Source organism: Mycobacterium sp. NGS51 (assembly GCF_059812525.1).
The window spans coordinates 93,285-117,164 of sequence record NZ_JCALCV010000008.1 but is presented as its reverse complement, the minus strand read 5'-3'; the positions used below and the strand labels follow the sequence as shown (position 1 = coordinate 117,164).

Annotated in this window: 24 protein-coding genes; 13 read left to right on the top strand and 11 right to left on the bottom strand. The window is 67.2% G+C overall.

Going from position 1 to position 23,880, the window contains the following annotated elements; translation table 11 throughout:
* Positions 1-54 precede the first annotated feature (54 nt).
* Positions 55-891, bottom strand: a complete 837-nt coding sequence (locus AC5Y5W_RS12270; protein WP_500009769.1) for a peptidylprolyl isomerase — start codon at positions 889-891, stop codon at positions 55-57.
* Between the two features lie 21 nt (positions 892-912).
* Entirely contained in the window at positions 913-1,788 is an 876-nt protein-coding gene (locus AC5Y5W_RS12265; protein ID WP_500009663.1) for a peptidylprolyl isomerase, read from the bottom strand.
* A gap of 90 nt (positions 1,789-1,878) precedes the next feature.
* Here AC5Y5W_RS12265 and AC5Y5W_RS12260 point away from each other — a divergent pair, with 90 nt between their 5' ends.
* Together AC5Y5W_RS12260 and hisS are read left to right on the top strand one after the other, a co-directional pair.
* Complete coding sequence (locus AC5Y5W_RS12260) at positions 1,879-2,538, top strand: MBL fold metallo-hydrolase (protein ID WP_500009664.1); 660 nt, start codon at positions 1,879-1,881, stop codon at positions 2,536-2,538.
* A gap of 4 nt (positions 2,539-2,542) precedes the next feature.
* Entirely contained in the window at positions 2,543-3,805 is a 1,263-nt protein-coding gene (gene hisS / locus AC5Y5W_RS12255) for a histidine--tRNA ligase (RefSeq protein WP_500009665.1), read from the top strand.
* Positions 3,806-3,878: 73 nt separating this feature from the next.
* Here the strand turns inward: hisS and AC5Y5W_RS12250 are convergent, their stop codons facing one another.
* Both AC5Y5W_RS12250 and AC5Y5W_RS12245 read right to left on the bottom strand, forming a co-directional pair.
* Entirely contained in the window at positions 3,879-5,105 is a 1,227-nt protein-coding gene (locus tag AC5Y5W_RS12250; protein WP_500009666.1) for an acyl-CoA dehydrogenase family protein, read from the bottom strand.
* A 77-nt stretch (positions 5,106-5,182) separates the two neighbouring features.
* A complete protein-coding gene (locus AC5Y5W_RS12245) occupies positions 5,183-6,736 on the bottom strand; it encodes a purple acid phosphatase family protein (RefSeq protein WP_500009667.1) in 1,554 nt (517 codons plus the stop codon).
* A gap of 136 nt (positions 6,737-6,872) precedes the next feature.
* Here AC5Y5W_RS12245 and AC5Y5W_RS12240 point away from each other — a divergent pair, with 136 nt between their 5' ends.
* Genes AC5Y5W_RS12240 through AC5Y5W_RS12230 form a run of 3 tightly spaced genes read left to right on the top strand, consistent with a single transcriptional unit; the run spans position 6,873 to position 9,599 of the window.
* Entirely contained in the window at positions 6,873-7,667 is a 795-nt protein-coding gene (locus AC5Y5W_RS12240; protein WP_500009669.1) for an aldolase, read from the top strand.
* Positions 7,668-7,682: 15 nt separating this feature from the next.
* Positions 7,683-8,558, top strand: coding sequence for a dihydrodipicolinate synthase family protein (locus AC5Y5W_RS12235; RefSeq protein WP_500009671.1), 876 nt, complete (start codon positions 7,683-7,685; stop codon positions 8,556-8,558).
* Positions 8,559-8,588: 30 nt separating this feature from the next.
* Positions 8,589-9,599 carry an Rv2578c family radical SAM protein gene (locus AC5Y5W_RS12230; RefSeq protein WP_500009672.1) on the top strand — a complete coding sequence of 337 codons (1,011 nt, stop codon included), beginning with the start codon at positions 8,589-8,591 and terminating at the stop codon, positions 9,597-9,599.
* Here the strand turns inward: AC5Y5W_RS12230 and ypfJ are convergent.
* Together ypfJ and AC5Y5W_RS12220 are read right to left on the bottom strand one after the other, a co-directional pair.
* Positions 9,596-10,474: a KPN_02809 family neutral zinc metallopeptidase gene (gene ypfJ / locus AC5Y5W_RS12225; protein ID WP_500009673.1), complete on the bottom strand. Its 879-nt coding sequence runs from the start codon at positions 10,472-10,474 to the stop codon at positions 9,596-9,598. The genes AC5Y5W_RS12230 and ypfJ overlap by 4 nt on opposite strands.
* 87 nt (positions 10,475-10,561) lie before the next feature.
* Positions 10,562-11,443 (bottom strand): oxidoreductase, encoded by an 882-nt coding sequence (locus AC5Y5W_RS12220; protein WP_500009674.1) that lies wholly within the window; start codon positions 11,441-11,443, stop codon positions 10,562-10,564.
* Between the two features lie 68 nt (positions 11,444-11,511).
* Between AC5Y5W_RS12220 and aspS the strand changes: the two genes are divergently transcribed.
* Both aspS and AC5Y5W_RS12210 read left to right on the top strand, forming a co-directional pair.
* The gene (gene aspS, locus AC5Y5W_RS12215; RefSeq protein ID WP_500009675.1) at positions 11,512-13,287 is read left to right on the top strand and encodes an aspartate--tRNA ligase; all 1,776 of its coding nucleotides are present in this window, start codon (positions 11,512-11,514) and stop codon (positions 13,285-13,287) included.
* Positions 13,288-13,365: 78 nt separating this feature from the next.
* Positions 13,366-13,758 carry a PaaI family thioesterase gene (locus AC5Y5W_RS12210; RefSeq protein ID WP_499886159.1) on the top strand — a complete coding sequence of 131 codons (393 nt, stop codon included), beginning with the start codon at positions 13,366-13,368 and terminating at the stop codon, positions 13,756-13,758.
* 24 nt (positions 13,759-13,782) lie between these two features.
* Here the strand turns inward: AC5Y5W_RS12210 and AC5Y5W_RS12205 are convergent, their stop codons facing one another.
* Complete coding sequence (locus AC5Y5W_RS12205) at positions 13,783-14,175, bottom strand: transglycosylase family protein (protein WP_499886161.1); 393 nt, start codon at positions 14,173-14,175, stop codon at positions 13,783-13,785.
* Between the two features lie 316 nt (positions 14,176-14,491).
* Positions 14,492-14,881, bottom strand: a complete 390-nt coding sequence (locus AC5Y5W_RS12200; protein WP_500009676.1) for an MmcQ/YjbR family DNA-binding protein — start codon at positions 14,879-14,881, stop codon at positions 14,492-14,494.
* 36 nt (positions 14,882-14,917) lie between these two features.
* Between AC5Y5W_RS12200 and AC5Y5W_RS12195 the strand changes: the two genes are divergently transcribed.
* Together AC5Y5W_RS12195 and AC5Y5W_RS12190 are read left to right on the top strand one after the other, a co-directional pair.
* Positions 14,918-15,844 (top strand): DUF389 domain-containing protein, encoded by a 927-nt coding sequence (locus AC5Y5W_RS12195; protein ID WP_500009770.1) that lies wholly within the window; start codon positions 14,918-14,920, stop codon positions 15,842-15,844.
* Positions 15,845-15,854: 10 nt separating this feature from the next.
* Complete coding sequence (locus AC5Y5W_RS12190) at positions 15,855-16,700, top strand: DUF3097 domain-containing protein (RefSeq protein WP_500009677.1); 846 nt, start codon at positions 15,855-15,857, stop codon at positions 16,698-16,700.
* Here AC5Y5W_RS12190 and AC5Y5W_RS12185 read toward each other — a convergent pair.
* Positions 16,693-17,583 carry a hypothetical protein gene (locus tag AC5Y5W_RS12185; RefSeq protein ID WP_500009678.1) on the bottom strand — a complete coding sequence of 297 codons (891 nt, stop codon included), beginning with the start codon at positions 17,581-17,583 and terminating at the stop codon, positions 16,693-16,695. The genes AC5Y5W_RS12190 and AC5Y5W_RS12185 overlap by 8 nt on opposite strands.
* A gap of 97 nt (positions 17,584-17,680) precedes the next feature.
* Here AC5Y5W_RS12185 and AC5Y5W_RS12180 point away from each other — a divergent pair, with 97 nt between their 5' ends.
* Positions 17,681-19,021, top strand: coding sequence for a replication-associated recombination protein A (locus AC5Y5W_RS12180; protein ID WP_500009679.1), 1,341 nt, complete (start codon positions 17,681-17,683; stop codon positions 19,019-19,021).
* A gap of 3 nt (positions 19,022-19,024) precedes the next feature.
* Here the strand turns inward: AC5Y5W_RS12180 and AC5Y5W_RS12175 are convergent, their stop codons facing one another.
* Entirely contained in the window at positions 19,025-19,672 is a 648-nt protein-coding gene (locus AC5Y5W_RS12175) for a GntR family transcriptional regulator (RefSeq protein WP_500009680.1), read from the bottom strand.
* Between the two features lie 69 nt (positions 19,673-19,741).
* Between AC5Y5W_RS12175 and AC5Y5W_RS12170 the strand changes: the two genes are divergently transcribed.
* The 3 genes from AC5Y5W_RS12170 to AC5Y5W_RS12160 are packed head-to-tail and all read left to right on the top strand — an operon-like array spanning position 19,742 to position 23,197.
* A complete protein-coding gene (locus AC5Y5W_RS12170) occupies positions 19,742-21,091 on the top strand; it encodes an LLM class flavin-dependent oxidoreductase (protein ID WP_500009681.1) in 1,350 nt (449 codons plus the stop codon).
* Positions 21,091-22,275 carry a CaiB/BaiF CoA transferase family protein gene (locus AC5Y5W_RS12165; protein WP_500009771.1) on the top strand — a complete coding sequence of 395 codons (1,185 nt, stop codon included), beginning with the start codon at positions 21,091-21,093 and terminating at the stop codon, positions 22,273-22,275. The genes AC5Y5W_RS12170 and AC5Y5W_RS12165 overlap by 1 nt, the downstream gene beginning before the upstream one ends.
* A gap of 16 nt (positions 22,276-22,291) precedes the next feature.
* The gene (locus AC5Y5W_RS12160; protein WP_500009682.1) at positions 22,292-23,197 is read left to right on the top strand and encodes an HpcH/HpaI aldolase/citrate lyase family protein; all 906 of its coding nucleotides are present in this window, start codon (positions 22,292-22,294) and stop codon (positions 23,195-23,197) included.
* A gap of 49 nt (positions 23,198-23,246) precedes the next feature.
* Here AC5Y5W_RS12160 and AC5Y5W_RS12155 read toward each other — a convergent pair whose 3' ends face one another.
* Entirely contained in the window at positions 23,247-23,867 is a 621-nt protein-coding gene (locus AC5Y5W_RS12155) for an antibiotic biosynthesis monooxygenase (RefSeq protein ID WP_500009773.1), read from the bottom strand.
* Positions 23,868-23,880: the final 13 nt, after the last annotated feature.

The window sequence follows — 23,880 nt, the reverse complement described above, 5'->3', positions numbered from 1 at the left end:
CTATGGTCGTGATTTCTCGGAAACTACAGCCCTGGTTGCAGTCTCGCGGGCTGCTCAGTCCAGCCGTACCGACGTGATCGTGACCTTGGTGGCCGGCGCCCCGTCCGTGCCGCCGCCCTCAACACCGGCGGCAGCGACCTTGTCCAGCATGGCCAGCCCATCGTCTTGCATGGTCCCGAAAATCGTGTATTGCGGTGGCAGCTGCGAGTCCTGGTACACCATGAAGAACTGACTGCCGTTGGTCCCTGGCCCCGCATTGGCCATCGCGAGTGTGCCGCGCGGGTAGACGACGGGTTGATTCAGCGCTAAATCGTATGGCGGAAACTGATCGGTCGGATATTCGTTGGCGAATTGATAGCCCGGGCCGCCGGCGCCGGTGCCCTTCGGGTCGCCGCACTGCAGCACGCTTAGGCTCGGCGAGGTGGTCAGCCGGTGACATTGGGTGCCGTCGAAGAAGCCCTGCTGAGCCAAGCTGACGAAACTGTTGACCGTGCAAGGGGATTGGTTGTTGGCCAGCTGCAGGCCGACATTGCCCTGATCGGTGACCATGCTGACGCTGACCTGCGCGGGGTCGGTTGGCACCTTGCCCGTCCGGGGCGGATCTACCGGCTTGCTGGCCGGATCCGTCGACGGCCGGTATTGGCAGTCGGAGCCCAGATGCTCGGTCGGGGTAAAAGGCGGCAATTGCCCATTCGCCTGCGGCGCCGATCGCGGTGACGTGCTGGGCGGCGCCCACGGTGACGCACTGGTTTCCGGGGTGCCGGTGCTGGTCGTCTTTTCCGAGTTGCGGTTGACGGCGACCACCACAACGACCGCGACGAGCACGGCGATGACACCGCCGGCGATGAGCAGGATTGTCGGCGTCGACAACGTCTTGCCGGATTTATTCATTTGCGCCACAAGCTCCTTCGGTCAGTCCAGCAGTACCGACTTGATGGTGACCGGGGTAGCGGGTGGGCCGTCTTCGCCGCCGCCGGCGACGCCGGCCTTGGCGATCTTGTCCAGCGTCGCCAGCCCGTCGTCCTGGATCGTGCCGAACACGGTGTATTCCGGCGGCAGCTGCGAATCGTGGTACACCATGAAGAACTGGCTGCCGTTGGTGTCCGGGCCGGAATTGGCCATCGCCAGCGTCCCGCGCGGGTACACAACCGGCTCCTTGGCTTTGGGATCGTTCGGCGGATATTGATCGGTGGGGTATTCGTTGCCGAACTGGTAACCCGGACCGCCGGTGCCGTCGCCCTTGGGGTCGCCGCACTGCAGCACGCCCAGCGTCGGCGAGGTGGTCAGCCGGTGGCACTGAGTGTCGTTGAAGAAGCCCTGCTGGGCCAGGCTGGCGAAACTGTTGACTGTGCAGGGGGATTTCGCGTTGGCCAGTTGCAGACCGACCTTGCCCTGGTCGGTGACCATGCTGACGCTGATCTGGGCCGGCTCGGTCGGCACTTTGCCGGTCCGCGGCGGCTTCACCGGCTTGCTGGCCAGCTCCGGTGACGGCGGGTACTGGCAGTTGGCGCCCAGATCAGCCGACGGCTTGAATGACGGCAACGGCGGCGCGGCCGGAGGTGCGCTCTGCGTGGTCGTCGCACCGCCCTCGGTTCCCGACGCTTTCTCGTTTTTGTCCTTGTTGGTGACCAGCACAGTGATGACCACTGCGGCGATGACCACCACCGCGGCGACCGATCCGCCGGCGATCGCCATAATCCTGCGCCGGCGGGCCTGCTTGGCGCGGCGTTCCAGCTGGCGTTCGAGTTTGCGCTTGGCTGTCGCCCGTCGCTGTTCGTTGGTCGGCACCGCCGAAGTCCCTCCTCGATCGTTCGCGTGGGTCAGCACAGAGTGTGCCAGAGTGCCAGCAGTCAGGCGCAACGTGGGAAACTGGGGATTGTGTTGATTTCCGCGTTTCCCGCCGGGTTGCTGCAGTGCAACTGCTACGTGCTGGCGCCGCATCCCGGGGCCGACGCCATCATCGTCGATCCCGGTCAGCGGGCCATGGGCCCGCTGCGGCGCATCCTCGACGAGAACCGGCTGACCCCGGCGGCCGTGCTGCTCACCCACGGCCACATCGACCACATCTGGTCAGCTCAAAAGGTGTCCGACACCTTCGGCTGCCCGGCCTACATCCACCCCGAGGACCGGTGCATGCTGACCGATCCGATCAAGGGATTCGGCCCGCGGCTGGGCCAGGCCCTGTTGGCGGCGATGTTCCGCGAGCCCAAGCAGGTCGTCGAACTCGACCGCGACGGCGACAAGATCGACCTGGCCGACATCGCCGTCACCGTCGACCACACCCCTGGCCACACTCGGGGGTCGGTGGTGTTCCGGGTAACCGTCGACGGGTCCGACATCGTGCTCACCGGTGACACGCTGTTCGAGCGCTCGGTTGGGCGCACCGACCTGTTCGGCGGCAGCGGCCGCGACCTGCTGTGCTCGATCGCCGACAAACTGCTGGTCCTCGACGACAAGACCGTGGTCCTGCCCGGACACGGCCCCAAGACCACGATCGGCGCTGAACGCCGGCACAACCCGTTCCTCGAAGGGCTGTGAGCGGGTGACTCAGTTCCAGGCTCCCAAGGGTGTGCCGGATTACGTCCCGCCGGATTCGGCGCGGTTCGTCGCGGTGCGCGACGGGTTGCTCGACGCCGCGCGGCGGGCCGGCTACAGCGACATCGAGTTGCCGATCTTCGAGGACACCGCGTTATTCGCGCGGGGGGTGGGGGAGTCCACCGATGTGGTGTCCAAGGAGATGTACACCTTCGCCGACCGCGGCGACCGGTCGGTGACGCTGCGCCCGGAAGGCACCGCCGGGGTGGTGCGCGCGGTGATCGAGCACGGGCTGGACCGCGGGGCGCTGCCGGTCAAGCTGTGCTACGCGGGCCCGTTCTTTCGCTACGAGCGCCCGCAGGCCGGCCGCTACCGCCAGCTGCAGCAGGTCGGGGTGGAGGCCATCGGCGTCGACGACCCCGCGCTGGACGCCGAGGTGATCGCCGTCGCCGACGCCGGCTTCCGCTCTCTGGGTTTGGAGGGGTTTCGCCTGGAAATCACCTCACTGGGTGATGACACCTGCCGTCCGCAATACCGAGAGCTATTGCAGGACTTCTTGTTTCAACTCGACTTGGATCCGGAGACCCGCAGACGCGCCGAGCTCAACCCGCTGCGGGTGCTCGACGACAAGCGCCCGGAGATCAAAACGATGACCGCCGATGCGCCGGTGATGATCGACCACCTCTCCGATGTCGCCAAGCAGCACTTCGAGACGGTGCAGGCGCATCTCGACGCGCTCGGCGTGCCGTATGTGATCAACCCGCGGATGGTGCGCGGTCTGGACTACTACACCAAGACCACCTTCGAATTCGTGCACGACGGGCTGGGCGCGCAGTCGGGCATCGGCGGCGGCGGCCGCTACGACGGGCTGATGCGCGTGCTGGGTGGCCAGGACCTCTCCGGCATCGGGTTCGGTCTCGGCGTGGACCGCACCATGCTGGCATTGCAGGCCGAAGGCAAAACCGTTGGCGCGACGACACGGTGCGACGTGTTCGGAGTACCGCTGAGTGAGCAGGCCAAGCTGCGGCTGGCGACGTTGGGCGGTCAACTGCGTGCCGCGGGCATGCGGGTGGATGTGGCCTACGGCGACCGCGGACTCAAGGGTGCGATGCGGGCCGCCGACCGGTCCGGCGCGCGGTTCGCGCTGGTGGCCGGTGACCGCGAGATCGAGGAAGGCATCGTCGGCGTCAAAGATCTTGCCTCGGGCGAGCAGGTGGACGTTGCGACGGACGCGGTTGTCGCCGAGGTGCTTTCGCGGCTCACCCCTTGACCGCGAGCGTGCGTGTTCCCGGCTATCAGCCCGGCGTGTCGACCGGGGACGCGCACGCTCGCGCACAATGGCGTCAGTGCTTGACCTGGTTGAACGGCACACCACGATCGGCGGCGTATTCACGCGGAAAGCCCAGGACCCGTTCGCCAATCACATTGCGCGCCATCTCGGTACTGCCGCCCCCGAGCGCCGCGGTCTGCCGGGACAGATAACGTTCGCCGATGGCGAGCAGTTCGTCGACCACCCCGAAGCTGCCCGCGATCGCCAATGCGGTGTCGACCTCGAGTTCGATGGCCTCGGCATGGAAAAGCCGAATCAGCGTGCCCGCGGCCGGCGGTAGCGAGCCGTCGAGCACGCCGCGGTAGACGTGGTCGATCAGCTGATCACGCACCGCACGATGCACCAGTGCCCGGCCGGCCTTCTCACGGACCCGGTCGTTGCCGGTCTGTCCGATCGCCTGCAGCAGCACGCCGTAGTCGGGTGTCTTCTCCTGGGCGTTCTCGCTGCCGCTGCCGCTGGCGAACTCCGAGCCGCCGCCCACGGCGCGCCGCTCGTGATAGAGCTGGCGCGATGCGACGTCCCAGCCCTTGTCGACTTCGCCGAGCACATCGTCGTCGCTGAGTTCCAGGTTGTCGAAGAACTCCTCGCAGAATTCGGTGGAACCGTTGACTTGTTTGATGCGCCGCAACGTAATTCCGGGGCTGTCGATGCGCACCAAGAACATGGTCAGCCCGTCGTGCTTGGGGACCTCCCAGTTCGTCCTGGCCAGCAGCAGCCCGTAGTCGGCGGCGAACGCTCCGGTGCTCCAGGTCTTCGCGCCGTTGACCACCCAGCTGCCATCGCGCCGCTCGGCGCGGGTGATCACGCCGGCCAGATCCGACCCGCCGCTGGGCTCGGAGAGCAGCTGAACCAGTACCTCATCACCGCGCAGGGCCGCTGAAATGTGTTGACGCTTCTGCTCTTCGCTGCCGGTGTCCAGAATTGTCGCGCAGCAGATCGTGAAGGTCGGTGTGTTGAGTATCAGCGGCATCTCGTAGCCGGCGCTCGCGGCGTCGAAGGCCTTCTGATATTCGATGCTCAGCCCGAGCCCGCCGTACTCGACCGGGAAACAGATCCCGGCGAACCCGCCGTCGTAGAGTCGCCGCTGCAGTTCGCGGGCCCGCTGCCATGACTCCTGCACGCCGCGATCGGCAAACGGCGGATTGCCTGGATCGATGCGCGGCATCGCCTCGGCCAGCCATCCGCGGGCCCGCTCGGCGAACGCGGCCACCGACTCGCTGGTGCGGGGAGGTGCGGTCATGACGGCAGCTCACGTGACGGCATGCGGCGCCTCCCGAGAGTCTCATTCGTCGAAAACGGAAATGACGTTACCAGAGGTCATGGGCCGCCCCGCGGCTTGGTCAAGGTGAATTGGTCGACGGCGGTGAGCGCGCCGAGTGATCCGGTGATCGCGTAGTGCGTCGCGGTGATCGATGTGTTGCCCCCGGGAGGGCCCGGGTCGACATCGAATGCCGCGAAGCCGTAGGGATGCGTGCGGTCGCGAAACGCCGACCATGGCGCGTCCTCCACGACATAGATCGGTGCTTTGCGTCCGGTCGCCGGGTTGAGTCGGCCGACGCCGGTCACGACCCGACATTTGGGCCGGTCGAAGAACATCGTGTTCGACGGCGCCGATGTGCCACCTCCGCCGATTACTACGTGCACGGTGCCCTTGGTGGCGTCGATGAGGTCGGCGCGGGTGTCGGCCGGTCGGGGGGTTCTGGTTTCGCCGTCCAACGCTCCGCGCACCGGATGTGAGCGTTCGTAGTGGTGTTCGTGACCGCACACCACTAAATCGACCTGGTAGCGGTCGAACAACGGTAGCCATTCCTGGCGGATGCCGAGGTCGGCGCCGTTGGTGCGGTCGGTGGTTGAGATCGCCGTCTGGTGCATGCAGACGACCACCCAGTCCACGTCGGGGTCGTGCCGCGCATCGGCGAGTTCAGCTTCCAGCCAACGCTTCTGCGTGCCACCGGAATAACCGTGCACATAGAAGTTGCCGCCGTCCTGAAAGCACACGTCGTCGTTGGACAGGCTGATTACCCGCACCGACCCGGCGGTGAAGGAATACCACAATCCGCGCAGCGCCGGGTCGGCTCCCGAGTCGGGCAGCGCAAAGTAGGTCTGGTAGGCCTCGAATCCGACCGCGCCGTTGCCCAATTCGTTTTCGTGGTTTCCCGCCGCCGGCATCCAGGGCCGGTAGCGCGCCGAACGTGAGTTGTTGTCGAACCAATCGGTCCAGGAGCGGATCCGGTCGTGGGCCAGGTTGGCGTAACAGAGGTCGCCGTTGACCAAGTTGAACAGCGGGCCGATGCGCTCGATCGCGGTCGTGGTGTCCGCGGCGGCCGGCGAGCCCAGGTTGTCGCTGGTGTACGTGGTGCCCGTCAGCCTGCCGAGCGTCGGGGTGGCCTGATCGCCGAAGCTGGTGAAACACAGTGATTTGCGTCCCGACGGCGCAGTGCGCACCGTGCCCAGCTCTGGGCTGGTGCCATCATGCACCGCGGCGTAGACGTAATCGGTGTCGGGAGCCAGATCGGTCAGCGCCGCATGGTGGACGCGAACTTCACTGCGCGACTTCGCGTCCCGGTAGACGCGGGTTTCGGCTTGGACCGTGCGCCCGAAGCCAGACGTCGGCATGCCCACCAGCACCCGGGGGTTGCCTACCGCGTCGGTGGTCTGCCAGGACACCACCACGTCGGTGGCGGCATTCCGGCCGAATTGCAGATGCAGGCCCCGCACCGGCGGTGCACCGCTGGCGTCGGGCTGCGTCCACACGGCCGGTCCGGGCGAGCGCAGCAGCGTTGCCCCGGCACCGCCGATGCCCACTCCCGCAATCGCCGCCGCCCCGGCCGTCAACAGCGTGCGGCGGCTGATGCCCGTCTCGTCGCTCATCCCTGCTTCATACCGCACCCGACAGCAGATTTCTGCGTTGGCAGTAACGCTCCGCTAGCACCAACTGTTGCAAGATGACACAGTGTGTCCTAACGTAATAATTAGTGTCATATCCCTACGATTCAGGGAGCCGCTGATGGCCACCACGTTCACCGATTCCAAAGCCGACTTGATGCGGCGCGCACAAGACCGCTTGGCTGCCAATGTGGGTGAGTCGGCGTTGTCGACCCGCCAGAAGCTGGCGCTGACCTGCCGCGCCCTGTTCGACCAAGGACATGATTCAGGGCTGGCCGGACAGATCACCGCCCGCGCCGAGCAGCCCGGCACCTACTACACCCAGCGGCTGGGATTGGGCTTCGACGAGATCACCGACGCCAACCTGTTGCTCGTCGACGAGGACCTCAATGTGCTCGACGGCCCCGACGATACTGGTATGGCCAACCCCGCCAACCGTTTTCACAGCTGGATCTACCGCGCCCGGCCCGATGTGCAGTGCATCGTCCATACCCACGCCTTCCACGTCGCCGCGCTGGCCATGCTGGAGGTCCCGCTGGTGGTGTCCCAGATGGACACCACGCCGCTCTACGATGACTGTGCATTTCTGGCGGAGTGGCCGGGGGTTCCGGTCGGCAACGAGGAGGGCGAGATCATCAGCGCTGCCCTCGGCGACAAAAAGGCCATCCTGCTGGCTCACCATGGCCAGATCGTGGCCGGTGCCAGCGTCGAGGAGGCGTGCTCGCTGGCGGTGCTCATCGAGCGCGCGGCCAAACTCCAGCTGGCCGCGATGTCGGCCGGCACGATCAAAGAACTACCGGAGAAGCTGGCCCGCGAAGCCCACGACTGGACGCTGCGGCCGGAACGTAGCCGGGCGAATTTCGCCTACTATGCGCGCCGCGCGCTCACGCAACACCCCGACGCCCTGACCAGCTGACCGAAGGAGTCCGCAGTGCCGAAAATTCACGGCATCATCGCCTACCCGGTGACTCCGTTCGCCGCCGATTCGGGCACGATCGACACCACGGCGTTGACCGCGCTGGTCGACCGGCTGGTGCGCGCCGGCGTCCACGCGATAGCCCCGCTCGGTAGCACCGGCGAGCTGGCTTATCTCGACGAAGGCGAGTTCGACACCGTCGTCGACACCACCATCGCCGCTGTCGACGGCCGGGTGCCCGTCGTCGTCGGTGTGTCAGACCTGACCACTGCCAACACGATTCGGCGTGCGCAGGTGGCCGAGAAGGCCGGCGCCGACGCGGTGATGATCCTGCCGGTGTCCTATTGGAAGCTGACCGAGCGCGAGATCGCCACGCATTACCGCAGCATCGGCGAGGCGATCGGAATTCCGATCATGGCCTACAACAACCCGGCCACCAGTGGCATCGACATGAGCCCGGAACTGCTGGTGCACATGTTCGAGAGCGTCGAGAACCTCACGATGGTCAAGGAGTCCACCGGCGACCTGTCCCGGATGCAGCGCATCGCCGAACTCAGCGATGGCCGGCTGCCGTTCTACAACGGCAGCAACCCGCTGGTGCTCGACGCGCTGCGGGCCGGCGCCGCCGGATGGTGCACGGCGGCCCCGTGTCTGCGACCGCAGCCATGCATCGACTTGTACGACGCCGTGCGGGCCGGCGATCTGCAAACGGCGCAAAAGATCTACGACGACCTCAAGCCGCTGTTGCAATTCATCGTTGCCGGCGGGCTCGCCACCACCGTCAAGGCCGGATTGGAGCTGCTCGGTGTCGGCGTCGGAGACCCGCGCCGTCCGCTGCTGCCGCTGGACGACGCGGGCCGCGATACGTTGCAGAAATTGCTGCCCGCTTGACAAGAACTCGAACTGGCGTTCGAATAGTGTATGCGGTGGGACGCCCAGAGCATCGACGTCGATGACGGCGCGCTGCCCGGTTTGCAGCGCATCGGATTCGTCCGCAGTGTGCGGACCCCGCAGTTCGACGGCATCACATTTCACGAGGTGCTGTGCAAGTCGGCGCTGAACAAGATCGCCAACGCCGCTGTCTTGCCGTTCCGGTACACCGTCAACGGCTATCGCGGCTGCTCGCATGCCTGCCGTTACTGTTTTGCCCGGCCGACCCACGAGTATCTGGAATTCAACTGCGGCAACGACTTCGACACCCAGGTCGTCGTCAAGACGAATATCGTCGACGTGCTCCGGCGCGAGCTGCGCCGTAAGTCCTGGTGCCGCGAGACCGTGGCCCTGGGCACCAACACCGATCCCTATCAGCGCGCTGAGGGCCGCTATGCGTTGATGCCCGGCATCATCGGTGCGCTCGCGGAGTCGGGCACACCGCTGTCGATCCTGACCAAGGGCACCCTGCTGCGGCGCGATCTGCGTCTGCTCGCCGACGCCGCCGGGCAGATTTCGGTCCGGGTGGCCGTCTCGCTGGCGGTCGGCGATCCCGAGTTGCATGCGGCCGTGGAACCGGGCACTCCCGGGCCTCGCGCCCGGTTGGGGCTGATCGCGGCGATCCGCGACGCCGGCCTGGACTGCCATGTGATGGTGGCGCCGGTGCTGCCGCACCTGACCGATTCCGCCGAACAGCTCGACAGCCTGCTGCGCCAGATCGCCGCGGCCGGTGCGACCGGCGTGACGGTGCTGGGCCTGCATCTGCGCGGATCGACACGCGGTTGGTTCTTGTCGTGGTTGGGCCGCACCCACCCCGAGCTGCTCGGCGGGTATCGCGAGTTGTACCGGCGCAGTGCCTATCTGCCGCAGCAGTACCGCGACGAGCTACGAGACCGGGTTACGCCGCTGATCGCCAAACACGGTCTGACCGGTGATCGGCGCCGCCCCGACCCGGCGCCGGCAGCAGTGCCCGCAGGGGCTTTGCAGCCCACGCTGTTCTAGCCGAGTTCTGCGGCGCGGAAGGTGTCGCACTGGTTGGGGTCACCGGTCTGGTAGCCGACGGTGAACCAATGCTGCCGCTGCTCGGATGACCCGTGGGTCCACGACTCGGGGTTGGTGCGTCCGGTCGCCTGCCGTTGAATACGGTCGTCGCCCACCGACGCCGCTGCCGACAGCGCGTCGTCAATGTCCTTGTCGCTCAACGGCTCCAGAAATGGCACACCGGTACTTTCCTGCTTGGTGATCGACGCGTAGTGCGCCCACACCCCGGCATAGCAGTCGGCCTGCAGCTCGGTGCGCACGCCGTTGCCGCCGGCACCCTGCGCACCGTGCTGGGCGCGGCCGAGTACCCCCTGCAGGTTCTGCACATGATGGCCAAACTCATGCGCCACCACGTACTCCTGTGCCAATTTCCCGTCGCTGGAACCGAATTGGTCCACCAGCACTTCGAAAAAGTCCGTGTCAAAATACGCCGTCTTGTCCAGCGGACAGTAGAACGGGCCGACGTCGCTAGTGGCCGCGCCGCAGCCGGTGCTGACCTGGCCGCTGAACAGCCGCACGCGCGGGCGGGTGTAGCCGCGCATCAGCTGCTTCCACACGCCGTCCACCGAGTTGCCGGTAGCCACCACGCGGCACTGGACGTACTTGTTGGCGTCGGCCCCGGTGCGGCAGGTGCTCAAGTCAAAGCCCGGCGCGACGTCCTGGTTGGTGTTCATCGGTTGCTGGCTGAGCACATTGCCCGGATCGACGCCGAGGAACATGGCCACCACCACGATCACCAGCCCGCCGAGACCGCCGCCGATCGCCATCCGCCGACCGCCGCCGCCGGACGACGACGTGGTGCTGGTGTCGATCTGCATACCCTCGTTGAAGGTCATCGCACGCTCCGTTTGCCGCTAGATCGGGTCGCCGGATCAGCTTTTCACACTACGGTTCGGCGCGCCGGTGGATGAGCGCTCCGTGGCTCAGCCCGGGCCGTCGCTGGCGGCAGCCAGCAGCGGTACGACGACGTCGCTGATCGGCGTGGCCAGGCCATGCGTGCGCGCCTTGCGGACGATCACCCCATTGCGGATATCCCACTCCAGCCGCCGGTGAGCCTCCCGGTCGGCCAGCATCGAGGTCCCCATATCGGTCGGGGCGCGGCGGAATATCTCGACCAGCTCCTCGACCACGTCATCGCCGAGGTCGGCGCCCTCGGCGCGGGCCACGGCAAGGCATTCAGCGAGGTAGCGGCGACTCAATGCGGCAACGTCGTCGCGCCCGAACATGCCGGACCGCCGGCCGGTCAACACCATCAGCCCGGCCAGCGCATTCACCAGCAACTTGCGCCAGGCCGAGGTGGTGAAGTCCGGTTCGCCGTCCACCACGCAGCCGGCCTCGCGCAGCACCGTGGCGAGCCGGTCGGCGGCCGGACCAGTGGGCAGCACCAGCCGCGGCTCGGTGCGTAGCCGCACCCACCCGTCCGGCTCGGTCTCGGCGCTGTACCAGACGATGCCCGCCAGGACCGTTGACGACGGGCAAAGCGGCTGCACCTGCTCGACCTGTTCCACTCCGTTCTGCAGCACGGCCACGATGGTGCGCTCATCGCACAGGCGGGCCAGCCAGTCGGCTGCGGCGTCGTTCTGCGTGGCTTTGATCGCGAGGATGACGATCTGGACCGGGGCGCTGATCTCGCTCGGGTCGGTGTGCACTGGGCCCGGCACCACGATCGGATCGGCGCCGTCGGGCCGCAGTTCGATCCGGTCGCGTGGTGTTCGCCCGCACAGCAGCACCCGATGACCGGCCGCATGCAGATACGCCGCGACCGTCGTGCCGACAGCACCGGGACCGACAAGGGCAATATCCATGACGAGCGTTGAAATTACCGCCTCTAGACTGGGCTGTCGTTCCCAACCGTTTTGCAGAGGAGTAGTTCGTGCTGCGCAGTCACGTCGCCGGTTCGTTGCGCGCCGCCGATGCCGGTCAGAAGGTGACGTTGGCTGGTTGGGTGGCGCGCCGCCGCGACCACGGCGGGGTGATCTTCATCGACCTGCGCGACGCATCCGGCGTGTCCCAGGTGGTGTTCCGCGCAGCTGATGTGCTGGAGCAGGCGCACCGACTGCGCGCCGAATTCTGCATCGCGGTCGAGGGCGTCGTCGAGATTCGCCCGGAAGGCAACGCCAACCCGGACATCACCACCGGCGAGATCGAAGTCAACGCGACGGCGCTGACCGTCCTGGGCGAGTGCGCGCCGCTGCCGTTTCAGCTCGACGAATCCGCCGGCGAGGAGACCCGGCTGAAGTACCGCTACCTCGACCTGCGCCGCGACGGGCCCGGCGGTGCGATTCGGTTGCGCTCCAAGGTGAACGCCGCCGCGCGTGCGGTGCTGGCCGAACACGACTTCGTCGAGATCGAGACACCGACGATGACCCGCTCCACCCCGGAAGGCGCCCGCGACTTTCTGGTGCCGGCCCGGCTGCAGCCGGGCTCGTTCTACGCCCTGCCGCAAAGCCCGCAGCTGTTCAAGCAGCTGCTGATGGTCGCGGGCATGGAGCGCTACTACCAAATCGCCCGCTGCTACCGGGACGAGGATTTTCGCGCCGACCGCCAGCCGGAGTTCACCCAGCTCGACATGGAGATGAGCTTCGTGGACGCCGACGACGTATTGGCGATCTCCGAACAGGTGCTCCGCGCGCTGTGGGCGCTGATCGGCTACGACCTGCCGTTGCCGTTGCCGCGAATCAGCTACGCCGAAGCGATGCGGCGATTCGGCTCCGACAAACCCGACCTGCGATTCGGGCTGGAGCTCGTCGAATGCGCAGAGTTCTTCAAAGACACCACATTTCGAGTGTTCCAGGCCCCTTATGTCGGGGCGGTGGTGATGCCGGGCGGGGCGTCGCAGCCGCGACGCACGCTGGACGGCTGGCAGGACTGGGCCAAGCAGCGCGGGCACAAGGGTCTGGCCTATGTGCTGGTGGGAGAGGACGGTGCGCTGTCCGGGCCGGTGGCCAAGAACCTTTCCGACACCGAACGCGCCGGCCTGGCCGACCATGTCGGTGCCGGGCCCGGCGATTGCATCTTCTTCTCGGCCGGGCCGCCGAAGTCCTCGCGCACGCTGCTGGGCGCGGCCCGCATCGAAATCGCCAAGCGACTGGACCTGATCGACCCGGCCGCCTGGGCGCTGACCTGGGTGATGGACTTCCCGCTGTTCGAGCCGGCCGACGAGGCCGCCGCCGCCGGTGAGGTTGCCGTCGGCGCCGGCGCCTGGACCGCGGTGCATCACGCGTTCACCGCGCCCAAACCGGAATCGGAGGCAACCTTCGACACCGACCCGGGCAGCGCGCTGGCCGACGCCTACGACATCGTGTGCAACGGCCACGAAATCGGCGGCGGCTCGATTCGTATCCATCGCCGCGACATCCAGGAGCGGGTCTTCGCGATGATGGGTATCGACGCGGCGGAGGCGCAGGAGAAATTCGGATTCCTGCTGGACGCCTTCACCTTCGGGGCACCGCCGCACGGCGGCATCGCGTTCGGCTGGGACCGCATCACGGCGCTGCTGGCCGACATGGATTCCATCCGGGAAGTCATCGCGTTCCCGAAATCCGGCGGCGGCGTGGACCCCCTGACCGACGCTCCGGCGCCGATCACCGCGCAGCAGCGCAAGGAATCCGGGATCGATGCTCGCCCCGAGGACCGAGATCGACGCTAGCGCCGATTTCCGCGCTCATTTGGAGCGCTGACGTCGATTTCCGCGAAGCGGATAACGCGGGTCGGGCAAGCTGCCTACATGGACACCAACAACCTGGCTGCTCTCATCCCCTTCGCCGGGACCCTGGGCATCGACGTCGCCGAGGTAACCCCGCAGCGGGTGACAGCCACCATGGATTGGGCCGAGGACCGGTGCACCACGGGCGGAATCCTGCATGGGGGAGCGCTGATGGCGTTCGCTGACACGATCGGCGCACTATGCGCGGTGGCAAACCTCCCGCCGGGAGCCGGCACCGCCACAATTGAGTCGAAAACGAACCTATTCCGCGCCGTGCGCGCGGGCACCGTCACCGCAATTTGCGAGCCGCTGCACGTCGGGCGGACCACCATCGTCGCGCAGACCAACCTCACCGACGACCGCGGGAAATTGGTCGCCCAGGTCACCCAGACCCAGGCCGTGCTGACCGGATAGCCGGGCGGGTGCGGCCAGCGGCCGCTAATGCGGGATCGCTTTCGACCACAGTTTTCTCAGCGTGGTCCGGACCGGATGTCCCGACCGCAAAATGTTGACCACTTCCGTCGGAAACAGCGTTTGGTTGGGACCGCATTTGGGCCAGGCCTCGGGCCCTTGGGTCTTCAGCACCCGTTCGGCCACCGCGATCTGTTGCTCGCGCGAGGCGTCCGCCGGCGAGCCGACCCCGCCGTTGGCGTCCCACGTCGACTGCTTGAACTGCAGGCCCCCGTAGAAGCCGTTCCCGGTATCAGCCGACCAGTCGCGTCCCGACTCGCATTCGGCCACGGCGTCCCAATTGACCGCGTCGGCATAAGCCACGCCGGTGGCCGGATCAATCACCAGCGAAATGGCGATGACGACGACTGCGCCTTTCATCAATGACTTGCACAACGTTTTCGAAATTGATGCTGCACCGTGATGCGCCATTAACGACATGTAACAAACCATAGTGAAAGCTGTCAACAGATGAGGCTGAATTCGCTTAGCGAGATGCTTGTTGTTCTGGGGTTTAAACGGTAAATCGGTACAGATGTTGCCTCTGTTATTTTAGTGATAACTGATGTTTGAGTTGCCGTATTTATATTCCTGTGATTGATGTTACTCAAGTGGTTAGAGTTGCAGATGTTGTCAGAGTTACATCAGTGACGAGCACAAGCTGGGTCTTCAGGCCCGTCGCAAACCCGCGGGACCGTTAGTTCGGCTCGTTGAGGAATTCCTCGACCAGCCGTTTGGGCGCCTGCGTCAACCAGGCCTCGGTGAGCAGTTCGGCCAGCCCGAGCTCGTCGATCTCCGCCAGCCGAACCAGCACCGCCGGATAGCCGTCGAAATGCGGAGTGGTGAAATACACGTCCGGCTCGTCGTCGATCAGCGCGAACTTGACGCCCTCGTCGGCTACCCGGATACCGAGGATGTCGCCGGCAGGAGGCTCAATACCCGATGCCGCCAATGCTTCTCGGTCGGACGCGCGTAGCGGACGCTCCCAGGCGACCAGTTTCTTGCCCACCCGCCAATCGTGGGGTGACCGCTCCTCGGTGAGCGGGAGCTCGGCGACGATACCGGCGACGTCGTCCCAGGTGGCCACCCCATAATTGTGCGCCCGCAAGCTAATGTGCGGATCGTGTTGCACTTGCGGGTGATCGCCCCGCCGGAGTTGCGGGACGACCTGGTGGAGCTGCTCGAGCGCGAACCCGGCGTCGCGCACATCGCGCTGCACAAGCAAGCCGGCATCGACCCAGCCGGCGATCTGCTCACCGCCGACATCGCACGGGAAGTGGCCAATGACGTCGTCGAGCGGCTCAAGGCACTGGGGCTGGCCGATCGTGGAGCGATCACCATGGAGGCCATCGACACCGTGGTGTCCAAGGCCGCCTACCGGGCCGAGAAGAAAGCGCCGGGGGATCCCGCCGACGCGCTGGTCTGGGAGGAGCTCATCGGGCGGACCCGTGAGGAGTCCACGCTGAACCTCACGTTCCTGTTGTTTTTGTGCCTGGCCTGCCTGATCGCTGCGATCGGGGTGATCACCGACTCGACGGTGACAGTGGTCGGCGCGATGGTGGTCGGTCCGGAGTTCGGTCCGTTGGCGGCGCTCTCGGTGGCGCTGGTACGACGGCGGATGGACCTGGCCCGGCGCGCGTCTACCGCGCTGGCCGTCGGGTTTCCGGTGGCGATGGTGGTGACTGCGATCGCCACGCTGGCCGGCGAGGCGGTCGGTTGGGTGGACCTGGGCAACCTGCGGGAGTTCAGGCACGTCGACTTCATCTTTCAGGTGGGCCCGTTGTCGGTTGTGGTCGCGCTACTGGCCGGCGCCGCCGGCATGCTGTCGTTGGTGTCGGCGAAGTCGGCGGCGCTGGTCGGAGTGTTCATTTCGGTCACCACGGTCCCGGCCGCCGGATTCGCGGTGGTGGCGGCCACCACCGGCGATTGGGGTGTGGTCGCAAAATCGGTGGCGCAGTTGGCGATCAACCTGGTCTGCATCACGGTGGCCGGCGTACTGGTGCTGACCGTGCGGCGCGGCGGCACCGCAAGTCGGCTGCGGCGTTCCTAGGATCGCTCGGGTGACCGACCGCTACGGAACCGACGTTCTTGCCAATGACCCGCACAGATCACGACGAATCCGCTCGGTCGAGCTGCCGGTGGAGCTGGGCATGGTCGTCGAAGACGCGCAGACCGGCTACGTGGGCGCCGTGGTGCGTATCGAATACGGGCGCATGGACCTCGAGGACCGGAACGGTCGCCGCCAAGGCTTCCCGGTGGGCCCCGGCTACTTGATCGACGGCAAGCCGGTGATCCTGACCGCGCCGCGTGGCCACGCGCCCAAGGCCCCCGCGCGTACGGCGTCGGGTTCGGTGGCGGTTGCCGGCGCCCGCGCCCGGGTGGCGTCAGCCGGCCGGATCTACGTCGAGGGCCGCCATGACGCCGAGCTCGTCGAGCAGGTCTGGGGTGACGACCTGCGGATCGAGGGCGTGGTGATCGAATATCTCGGCGGCGTCGATGACCTCGTCGGCGTCGTCCGGGAGTTCCGCCCCGGCCCGGCGCGGCGGCTGGGCGTGCTGGTCGACCACCTGGTGCCCGGCTCCAAGGAGGCCCGGTTGGCCGAAGCCGTGCGCCGGGGACCCGGTGGCCCGCACACGCTGGTGGTCGGCCATCCCTTCGTCGACATCTGGCAGGCCGTCAAACCGAACCGGCTGCGCGTGTCCGAGTGGCCCGTCGTACCGCGCGGCATGGACTGGAAGCACGGCATCTGCCAGGCGCTGGGCTGGCCGCACGCCGGCCAAGCCGACATCGCCGCGGCGTGGCAGCGCATCCGTAGCCAGGTGCGGGACTGGCAGGATCTGGAGGCGGCGCTGATCGGCCGGGTCGAGGAGCTGATCGACTTCGTGACCCAGCCGCAGGTCAGCTGAGCGGCGCCACCTGCCCGCCGGAGAGGCGTCGGTAGGTGTAGGTCTGGATGAGCGTCGCCAACGGGCCGGCCACCAGCAAACCCACGGCGCAAATCACCGTTCCGACCAGCAGCACCGCATACTGCACCAGCCAGGACAGCAGTGCCCCGCCGACGTTGTTCTTGGCCGTGCTGATGCTGGCCTTCAACCCGGCGACGGGGGAGAGGGACCGGTCGACGACGAACGCGACGGCGAACTGGGCGAGGAATCCGATGATGATGCCCGGGACGACCAGCAGCGCCAAACCGACCGCGGTCACAACACCGACCAGCAGGGCGGTGAGGATCATCGCGCCGAAGTTGCGCGGCTTGAAGAACGATCCGACGCGCACCGGCTTGCCGTCGGCGATGTCGAGGCAGCCGGTCAGGAAAGCGGCCTGGATGAACATCGACAGCGCGAAAATGACGATGTAGCCGACGATCATGACGACGATCGAGGTGGCAGTCAGCGTTCCGGTGACCGAGGTGTCGTAGTACCCGTCGCCGCTGACGGTCACCGTGTCGGTGTCGGCGGTGGCGAAGATCAGCGCCACCAGGACACCGCCGAGCACCATCAGCAGCAAAACGTAGAGCAAGGTCGAGATGATCAGCGGGCCGGCGTTCTGGCTGAACTTGTTCCACGCCCAGTTGAACGCATCGCCGACGTCGAATCCCTGGCGCGGCGGCGGGTAGCCGCCCGTCTGCGGATAGCCGGGCGGGGTGGGTGCATAGCCGGGCGGAGCACCGGGAGGCGGGGGCGGGGGTGCCCCGTAGCCCGGGGGCGGCCCATACCCGGGCGCTGGGTAGCCGGGGTTTGTGCCCGGCGGATCGGTTGGGCTGCCGGGGTGCTCCGGGGGTCCGCTCATCTGCCGCTCCTAGCTGGTGGGCTGAAATATCGCGTCCGCCGAACGTAACAACAATTCGCGCTCATCGCCGGGAACGCGCCGTCGACGGCGACGTGGTATGCCTGAGTTCGTGTCCGACGGTCTGTTCGACGTCCCGGCGAGCCTCACCGAACCCGCTCACGACGGGTCGGCGGCTGCGCCGCTGGCTGTGCGCATGCGGCCGGCAACCCTCGAGGAGGTGGTCGGTCAGGATCACCTGTTGCAATCCGGTTCGCCACTGCGCCGGCTGGTCGAGGGCTCGGGCGTGGCGTCGGCCATCCTCTACGGTCCGCCCGGCAGTGGGAAGACCACGCTGGCGGCGTTGATCTCGCAGGCCACCGGCCGACGGTTCGAGGCGCTGTCGGCGCTGTCGGCCGGCGTGAAGGAAGTCCGGGCGGTGCTAGAAGGGGCGCGTCTGGCGCTCCTTAGAGGCCAGCAAACCGTGCTGTTCATCGACGAGGTGCACAGGTTCTCCAAGACGCAGCAGGACGCGCTGCTCTCGGCCGTGGAGAACCGGGTGGTGCTGCTGGTGGCGGCGACCACCGAAAACCCGTCGTTCTCGGTAGTGGCGCCGCTGCTGTCGCGGTCATTGATCCTGCAACTGCGGCCACTTTCCACCGACGACATCCGCACCGTGGTGCAGCGCGCCATCGAGGACCCGCGCGGCCTGAACGGTCGCGTCCAGGTGGCCGCTGATGCGGTCGAGTTACTGGTGCGACTGGCCGCCGGCGACGCTCGCCGCGCGCTGACGGCGCTGGAAGTGGCGGCCGAGGCGGGGGAGCAGGTCAGCGTCGAGACCATCGAGCAGTCCCTGGACGAGGCCGCTGTCCGCTACGACCGCGACGGCGACCAGCACTACGACGTCATCAGCGCGTTCATCAAGTCGGTGCGCGGCTCCGACGTGGATGCCGCGCTGCACTACCTGGCGCGGATGCTGGTCGCCGGCGAGGACCCGCGGTTCATCGCCCGCCGCCTGATGATCCTGGCCAGCGAAGACATCGGGATGGCCGACCCGACCGCTCTGCAGACTGCCGTCGCCGCGGCCCAGACCGTCCAGCTGATCGGCATGCCCGAAGCCCAGTTGACTCTCGCGCATGCCACCGTGCACCTGGCCACCGCACCCAAGTCGAACGCGGTAACCACCGCGCTGAGCGCGGCGATGGCCGACATCAAGGCCGGCAAGGCCGGCCTGGTGCCGCCGCATCTGCGTGATGGCCACTATTCGGGTGCCGCGGCGCTGGGCAATGCCCAGGGCTACAAATACTCCCACGACCATCCGGATGGCGTTGTCGCGCAGCAGTATCCGCCGAACGAAATAGTCGGTTCGGACTATTACCGCCCGACCGCGCGCGGCGGTGAACGCGAAATCGCCGGCCGCCTGGAACGGCTGCGCGCGATCATCCGCGGCAAACGCGGCTAGCTGCTAGCCCGCCGCAAGCGAGCTGGCCAGCGAGCGGCCGGCGTCCAGCACATGGCGTTCGGCGATATCGCGGGCGCGCTCGGCATCGCCGTCGCCGAGAGCAGCGACCAGGGCCTGGTGGTCGTCCAGCGCGTGATGCTCGTGTTCGGGAAATACCGCCAGGAAGTTCGACGGCACCACTCGCACGGCCTGGCGGATCTGTGCCATCAGCCGTGGCGAGTGCGCGGCCCGGTGGATCTCGCGATGAAACCGCCAATTCGCGTCGACGATGCGGCCTTCCCCAGCGCGCGATTCCACGTCGGTAGCCAACTCGCGCAACCGCTCGATGCCCTCGGGGGTGACCCGCTGCGCCGCCCACGCCGCGGCCTGACCGGTTAACACGCCGAGAATGGTGAAGCTGTCGAGCACGTCGTCGGGGCGGATGCCGATCACGGTGACGCCGCTGCGCGGCGCTACCCGCACCAACCCGTCGTAGGACAACTCCAGCAGCGCCTCGCGCACCGGGGTCCGGCTGGTGGCGAACTCCTTGGTGATCGCGTCGAGGTCGAGCCGGGTGCCGGCGGGCAGCGTGCCGGTGAGGATGCGGTCGCGCAACTCCCGCGCTGCGCGCTCCCGCACGGTACCGGCGATATCGACGTCGCTGCTGGTCATAGCGCGACTGTAGCCGAACCAGACATCTAACACTTGAAATCTGATATATCAGATGTTAGACATCAGAACATGACCACTTCGCGACAGATGGCGCTCGTCGCCTTCATGCAGGCCGGCAACAGCTCGGTGTACGCGGGATCATGGCGCCACCCCGCCACCGAGCACCGCTACCTGGACGCCTCCTATTACGCCAAGATCGGCCGGCAACTCGAAGAGGGCTGCTTCGACCTGATGTTCTTCGACGACCGGCTGGCGATGCCGGGAATCTATGGCGGGTCGGTCGCCGACGCGGTGCGCTACGGCGCGCGGCCGGTGAAGCTGGACTTGTCCATCGTGCTCGGGGTGCTTGCCCAGGCAACATCACGCATCGGGTTGGGCGCGACCTGCTCGACCACCTACTACCCGCCGTTTCACGTGGCCCGCACGTTCGCCACCCTCGATCATTTGTCGGGCGGTCGCGCGGCGTGGAACGTGGTCACCTCGGTCAACGACAGCGAGGCCCAGAACTTCGGCGTCGACGCGCATCTGGGCCACGACGCGCGCTACGACCGCGCCGACGAGTTCCTCGACGCCGTGGCCGGCCTGTGGGACACCTGGGAGGACGACGCGGTGCTGCACGACCGGGCCGGCGGGCACTATGCCGACCCGGACAAGGTGCACGAGCTCGGTCACGTCGGCGAGTACTTCTCGGTGCGCGGGCCGCTCACCGTGCCACGCGGCCCGCAGGGACGGCCGGTGATCATCCAGGCCGGCTCCTCGGGCCGGGGCCGCGAATTCGCCTCGCGCTGGGCAGATTTGATTTTCACCGGCGACCCGGGAATCGAGGTGGCCCGCAGCCACTACGCCGACCAGAAGGAGCGGATCGCCGCCACCGGCCGCGACCCGGAGTCGGTCAAGCTGTGCCCGATGGCCTACGCGGTGGTCGGCGAGTCCGACGATCACGCCAAGCACCGCGAACAGGTCTTCCTCAACGACCTGGTGCACCCGATGGCGTCGCTCACCCTGCTGTCCGAGCTGATGAACTACGACTTCTCCCGCCACGACCTCGACGACCCGATCACCGACGAGTTGATCACATCGGTATCCGGTATCCGCGGGCTGGTGCAGAACCTGCGCGCCCACATCGGCGGCGACACCGTCACGTTGCGCGACCTGGCCGGCCACCGCGCCACCCTGCTGCAGGGGCCCCGCTTCGTCGGCACCGGCACGCAGGTCGCCGACCAGATGGAGGAGTGGTTCCACACCGGTGCCTGCGACGGATTCGTCCTGGCCGCAACGCATTTGCCCGGCGCCTTCGAAGACGTGGTGCGGATGGTGGTTCCCGAGTTGCAGCGGCGAGGGCTGTTCCGCACCGGCTACCACGGCGCGACCCTGCGCGACCACCTGGGTTTGCAGCGGCCGGCCTGCCGCAGCGCATGATGCTCGACGGCATCCGGGTGCTCGACATGGCCACGCTGGCCGCCGCGCCGCTGGTGGCCACCTACCTCGGTGAGTTCGGCGCCGAGGTCGTCAAGGTCGAACAACCCGGCGGCGGAGACCCGATCCGCAGCTGGGGACACCAGCGCGACGGGGTCGGGCTGATGTGGAAGTCGGTGTCGCGCAACAAACGTTCGATCACCTGCGACCTGCGGGTCAACGAGGGACAAGCGCTGTTGCGTCGTCTGGCCGGGCAGGCCGACGTCGTGATCGCCAACACCCGGCCCTCGACATTGGCGAACTGGGGGCTGGACTACGGCGCGCTGCGCAAGGTCAACGACCGAATCATCATGCTGCACATCACCGGATATGGCCTGTCCGGCCCGAAAAGCGACCGCCCGGGCTTCGGCACCCTCGGCGAGGCGATGAGCGGATTCGCCAACATCACCGGCCAGGCCGACGGACCGCCCACGCTGCCCCCGTTCATGCTCGCCGACGGGGTGGCATCGCTGAACGCCGCCTACGCAGTGATGATGGCGCTGTATCACCGCGACGTGCACGGGGCACCCGGCCAGTTGATCGATGTCAACCTGATCGATCCGCTGGCGCGGCTGTTGGAGCAGACGCTGCTGGGCTACGACCAACTCGGGCTGGTGGCGAGCCGGGCAGGCAACCGCTGGGACATCTCGGCGCCGCGCAACACCTACCGCACCGCCGACGGGCGCTGGCTGGCGATGTCGGGCAGCTCACCGGCGTTGGCGCTGCGGGTGTTTCGGGCCATCGGGCGCGCTGACCTGGTCGACGACGCCGACTTCGCCGATCCGCAGCGGCGGCTGGCGCGGGCGCGCGAGGTCGACCAGGTGGTGGCCGATTGGGTGGCCGGCAAGACACTGGCCGAGGCCATGAAGATCTTGGACGCTGAAAACGTCGCGGCCGCACCGGTTTACGACATCACCGACCTGGTCGCCGATGAGCAGTTGACCCACCGCGAAGTGTTCGTCGAAGTCGACGACGATCAGCTGGGCGCCATGACCGTGCAAGCACCGGTGCCGCGGTTCTCCGCAGCACCCGGCCGCGTCGAGCACCTCGGCCCCCGGCTCGGTGAGCACAACGCCGAGGTTTACGGCGAGTTGCTCGGCCTGTCTACCCCCGAAATCGACGATCTGCACGCCCGCGGCGTGCTGTGACCAAGGAGATCCACCGATGTTGTTACGCCGCTCGGAGCTGGCCGTCCCCGCCAGCAACGACCACATGTTCGCCCACGCCGCCGCCTCCGGCGCCGACCTGGTGTTCCTCGATCTCGAGGACGCCGTCGCGCCGGCGCACAAAGAGACAGCCCGCGCCAAAGCCATTGCGGCGCTGAGAGAATTGGACTGGGGACGCACCGTTCGAGCGATTCGCATCAATGGCCTGGACACCCAGTGGTGCCACGACGACCTCATCGAGGTCGTCACCCAGGCGCGCGACCATCTCGACACGATCATCATCCCCAAAGCCCGCACCGCCCGAGACGTCTGGTGGGTCGACGTGCTGCTGACCCAGCTGGAAGCCAAGTTGGAGTTGCGGCGCCCGATCGCCCTCGAGGTGCTGATCGAGGAAGTCGAAGGCCTGGCCAACGCCGAGCAGATCGCGGCGGCCAGCCCCAGGCTGGACGCGGTGATCTTCGGGGTCGGCGACTTCTCGCTGTCCCAAGGAGCCAGGGTGGACACCAATTTCGTCCCGCTCGGCGACTACCCGGGCGATTTTTGGCACTATGCCCGCAACAAGGTGTTGGTCGCTGCCCGCATCGCCGGTATCGAAGCGATCGACGCGCCCTATCCCGACTACCAGGACCTCGACGGGTATGAGCGCGACGCGCGGCGGGCCGGGCTGCTCGGCTACACCGGCAAGTGGGCGATCCACCCCAGCCAGGTCCCGGTGGCCAACCAGGTGTATGCGCCGACGCCGGCCGAGATCGAGCTCGCCGAGCGCAACATCGCCGCCTATCGCGACGGCGAGGACAAGGGCCTGGGCGCGGTCGGCGTCAATGGGGTCCTGGTCGACGCCGCCCATGTCAAGATGGCGCAGGCGACGCTGGCGCGCGCCGCCCTGATCGACGGGGCGCGCTAGGGATCTGGCGGCGACCCGCGGCGCCCGGCTTCGCCGCGCTTGCGATCGCCTACACCAACTCGGGCACCCGCAGGTGGGCCAGCGCCAGCTCGAACTCACCGACGTCGTACTGGTCGGTGCCCAGGTCGCGAAGCCGGGAAGTGCGCAGTGAACGGGCCGCATCCCCATTGCGCTCCATCGCCTCAACGCTGTCGAACGTCGACGACGACACCGCCCGCCAGGAGGCGCGGTCCAGCATCAGGCTGGCGCTGCAGAAACCCTCGAGTTCCTCGATCGCGGGCAGCACCGACTCCCGGTAGAACGCGATGGCCTTGTCGAATTGATCGGGCCGCACCTTGAGCCAGGTGGCCCGCACACAGGCGCCCGGACCGGAGTGGTGGTCGCGGTGCAGCACGGCGATCTCCCAGTCGTCGACGGTCGGGCTGCCGCCGAACGCCTCGGCGGCCTGATCACGAACCGGCCGTACTCGCTCGCCGCTGGCCTGCATCGCCTGTTGGGTCTCCCAAGAACTGGTCGCGATGCAGCGACCGGCCTGACGGTCGACCAACAACGACACACCGACACATCCGTCGATCTGCTGGAGTGTGGGCATGACCACATCACGAACGTGCGCGACACCCGCGTCGATGGACGACGGCTGCGCCTCGATGGTGGTAGAGCGCGCGTACACGATCACCCTCCCT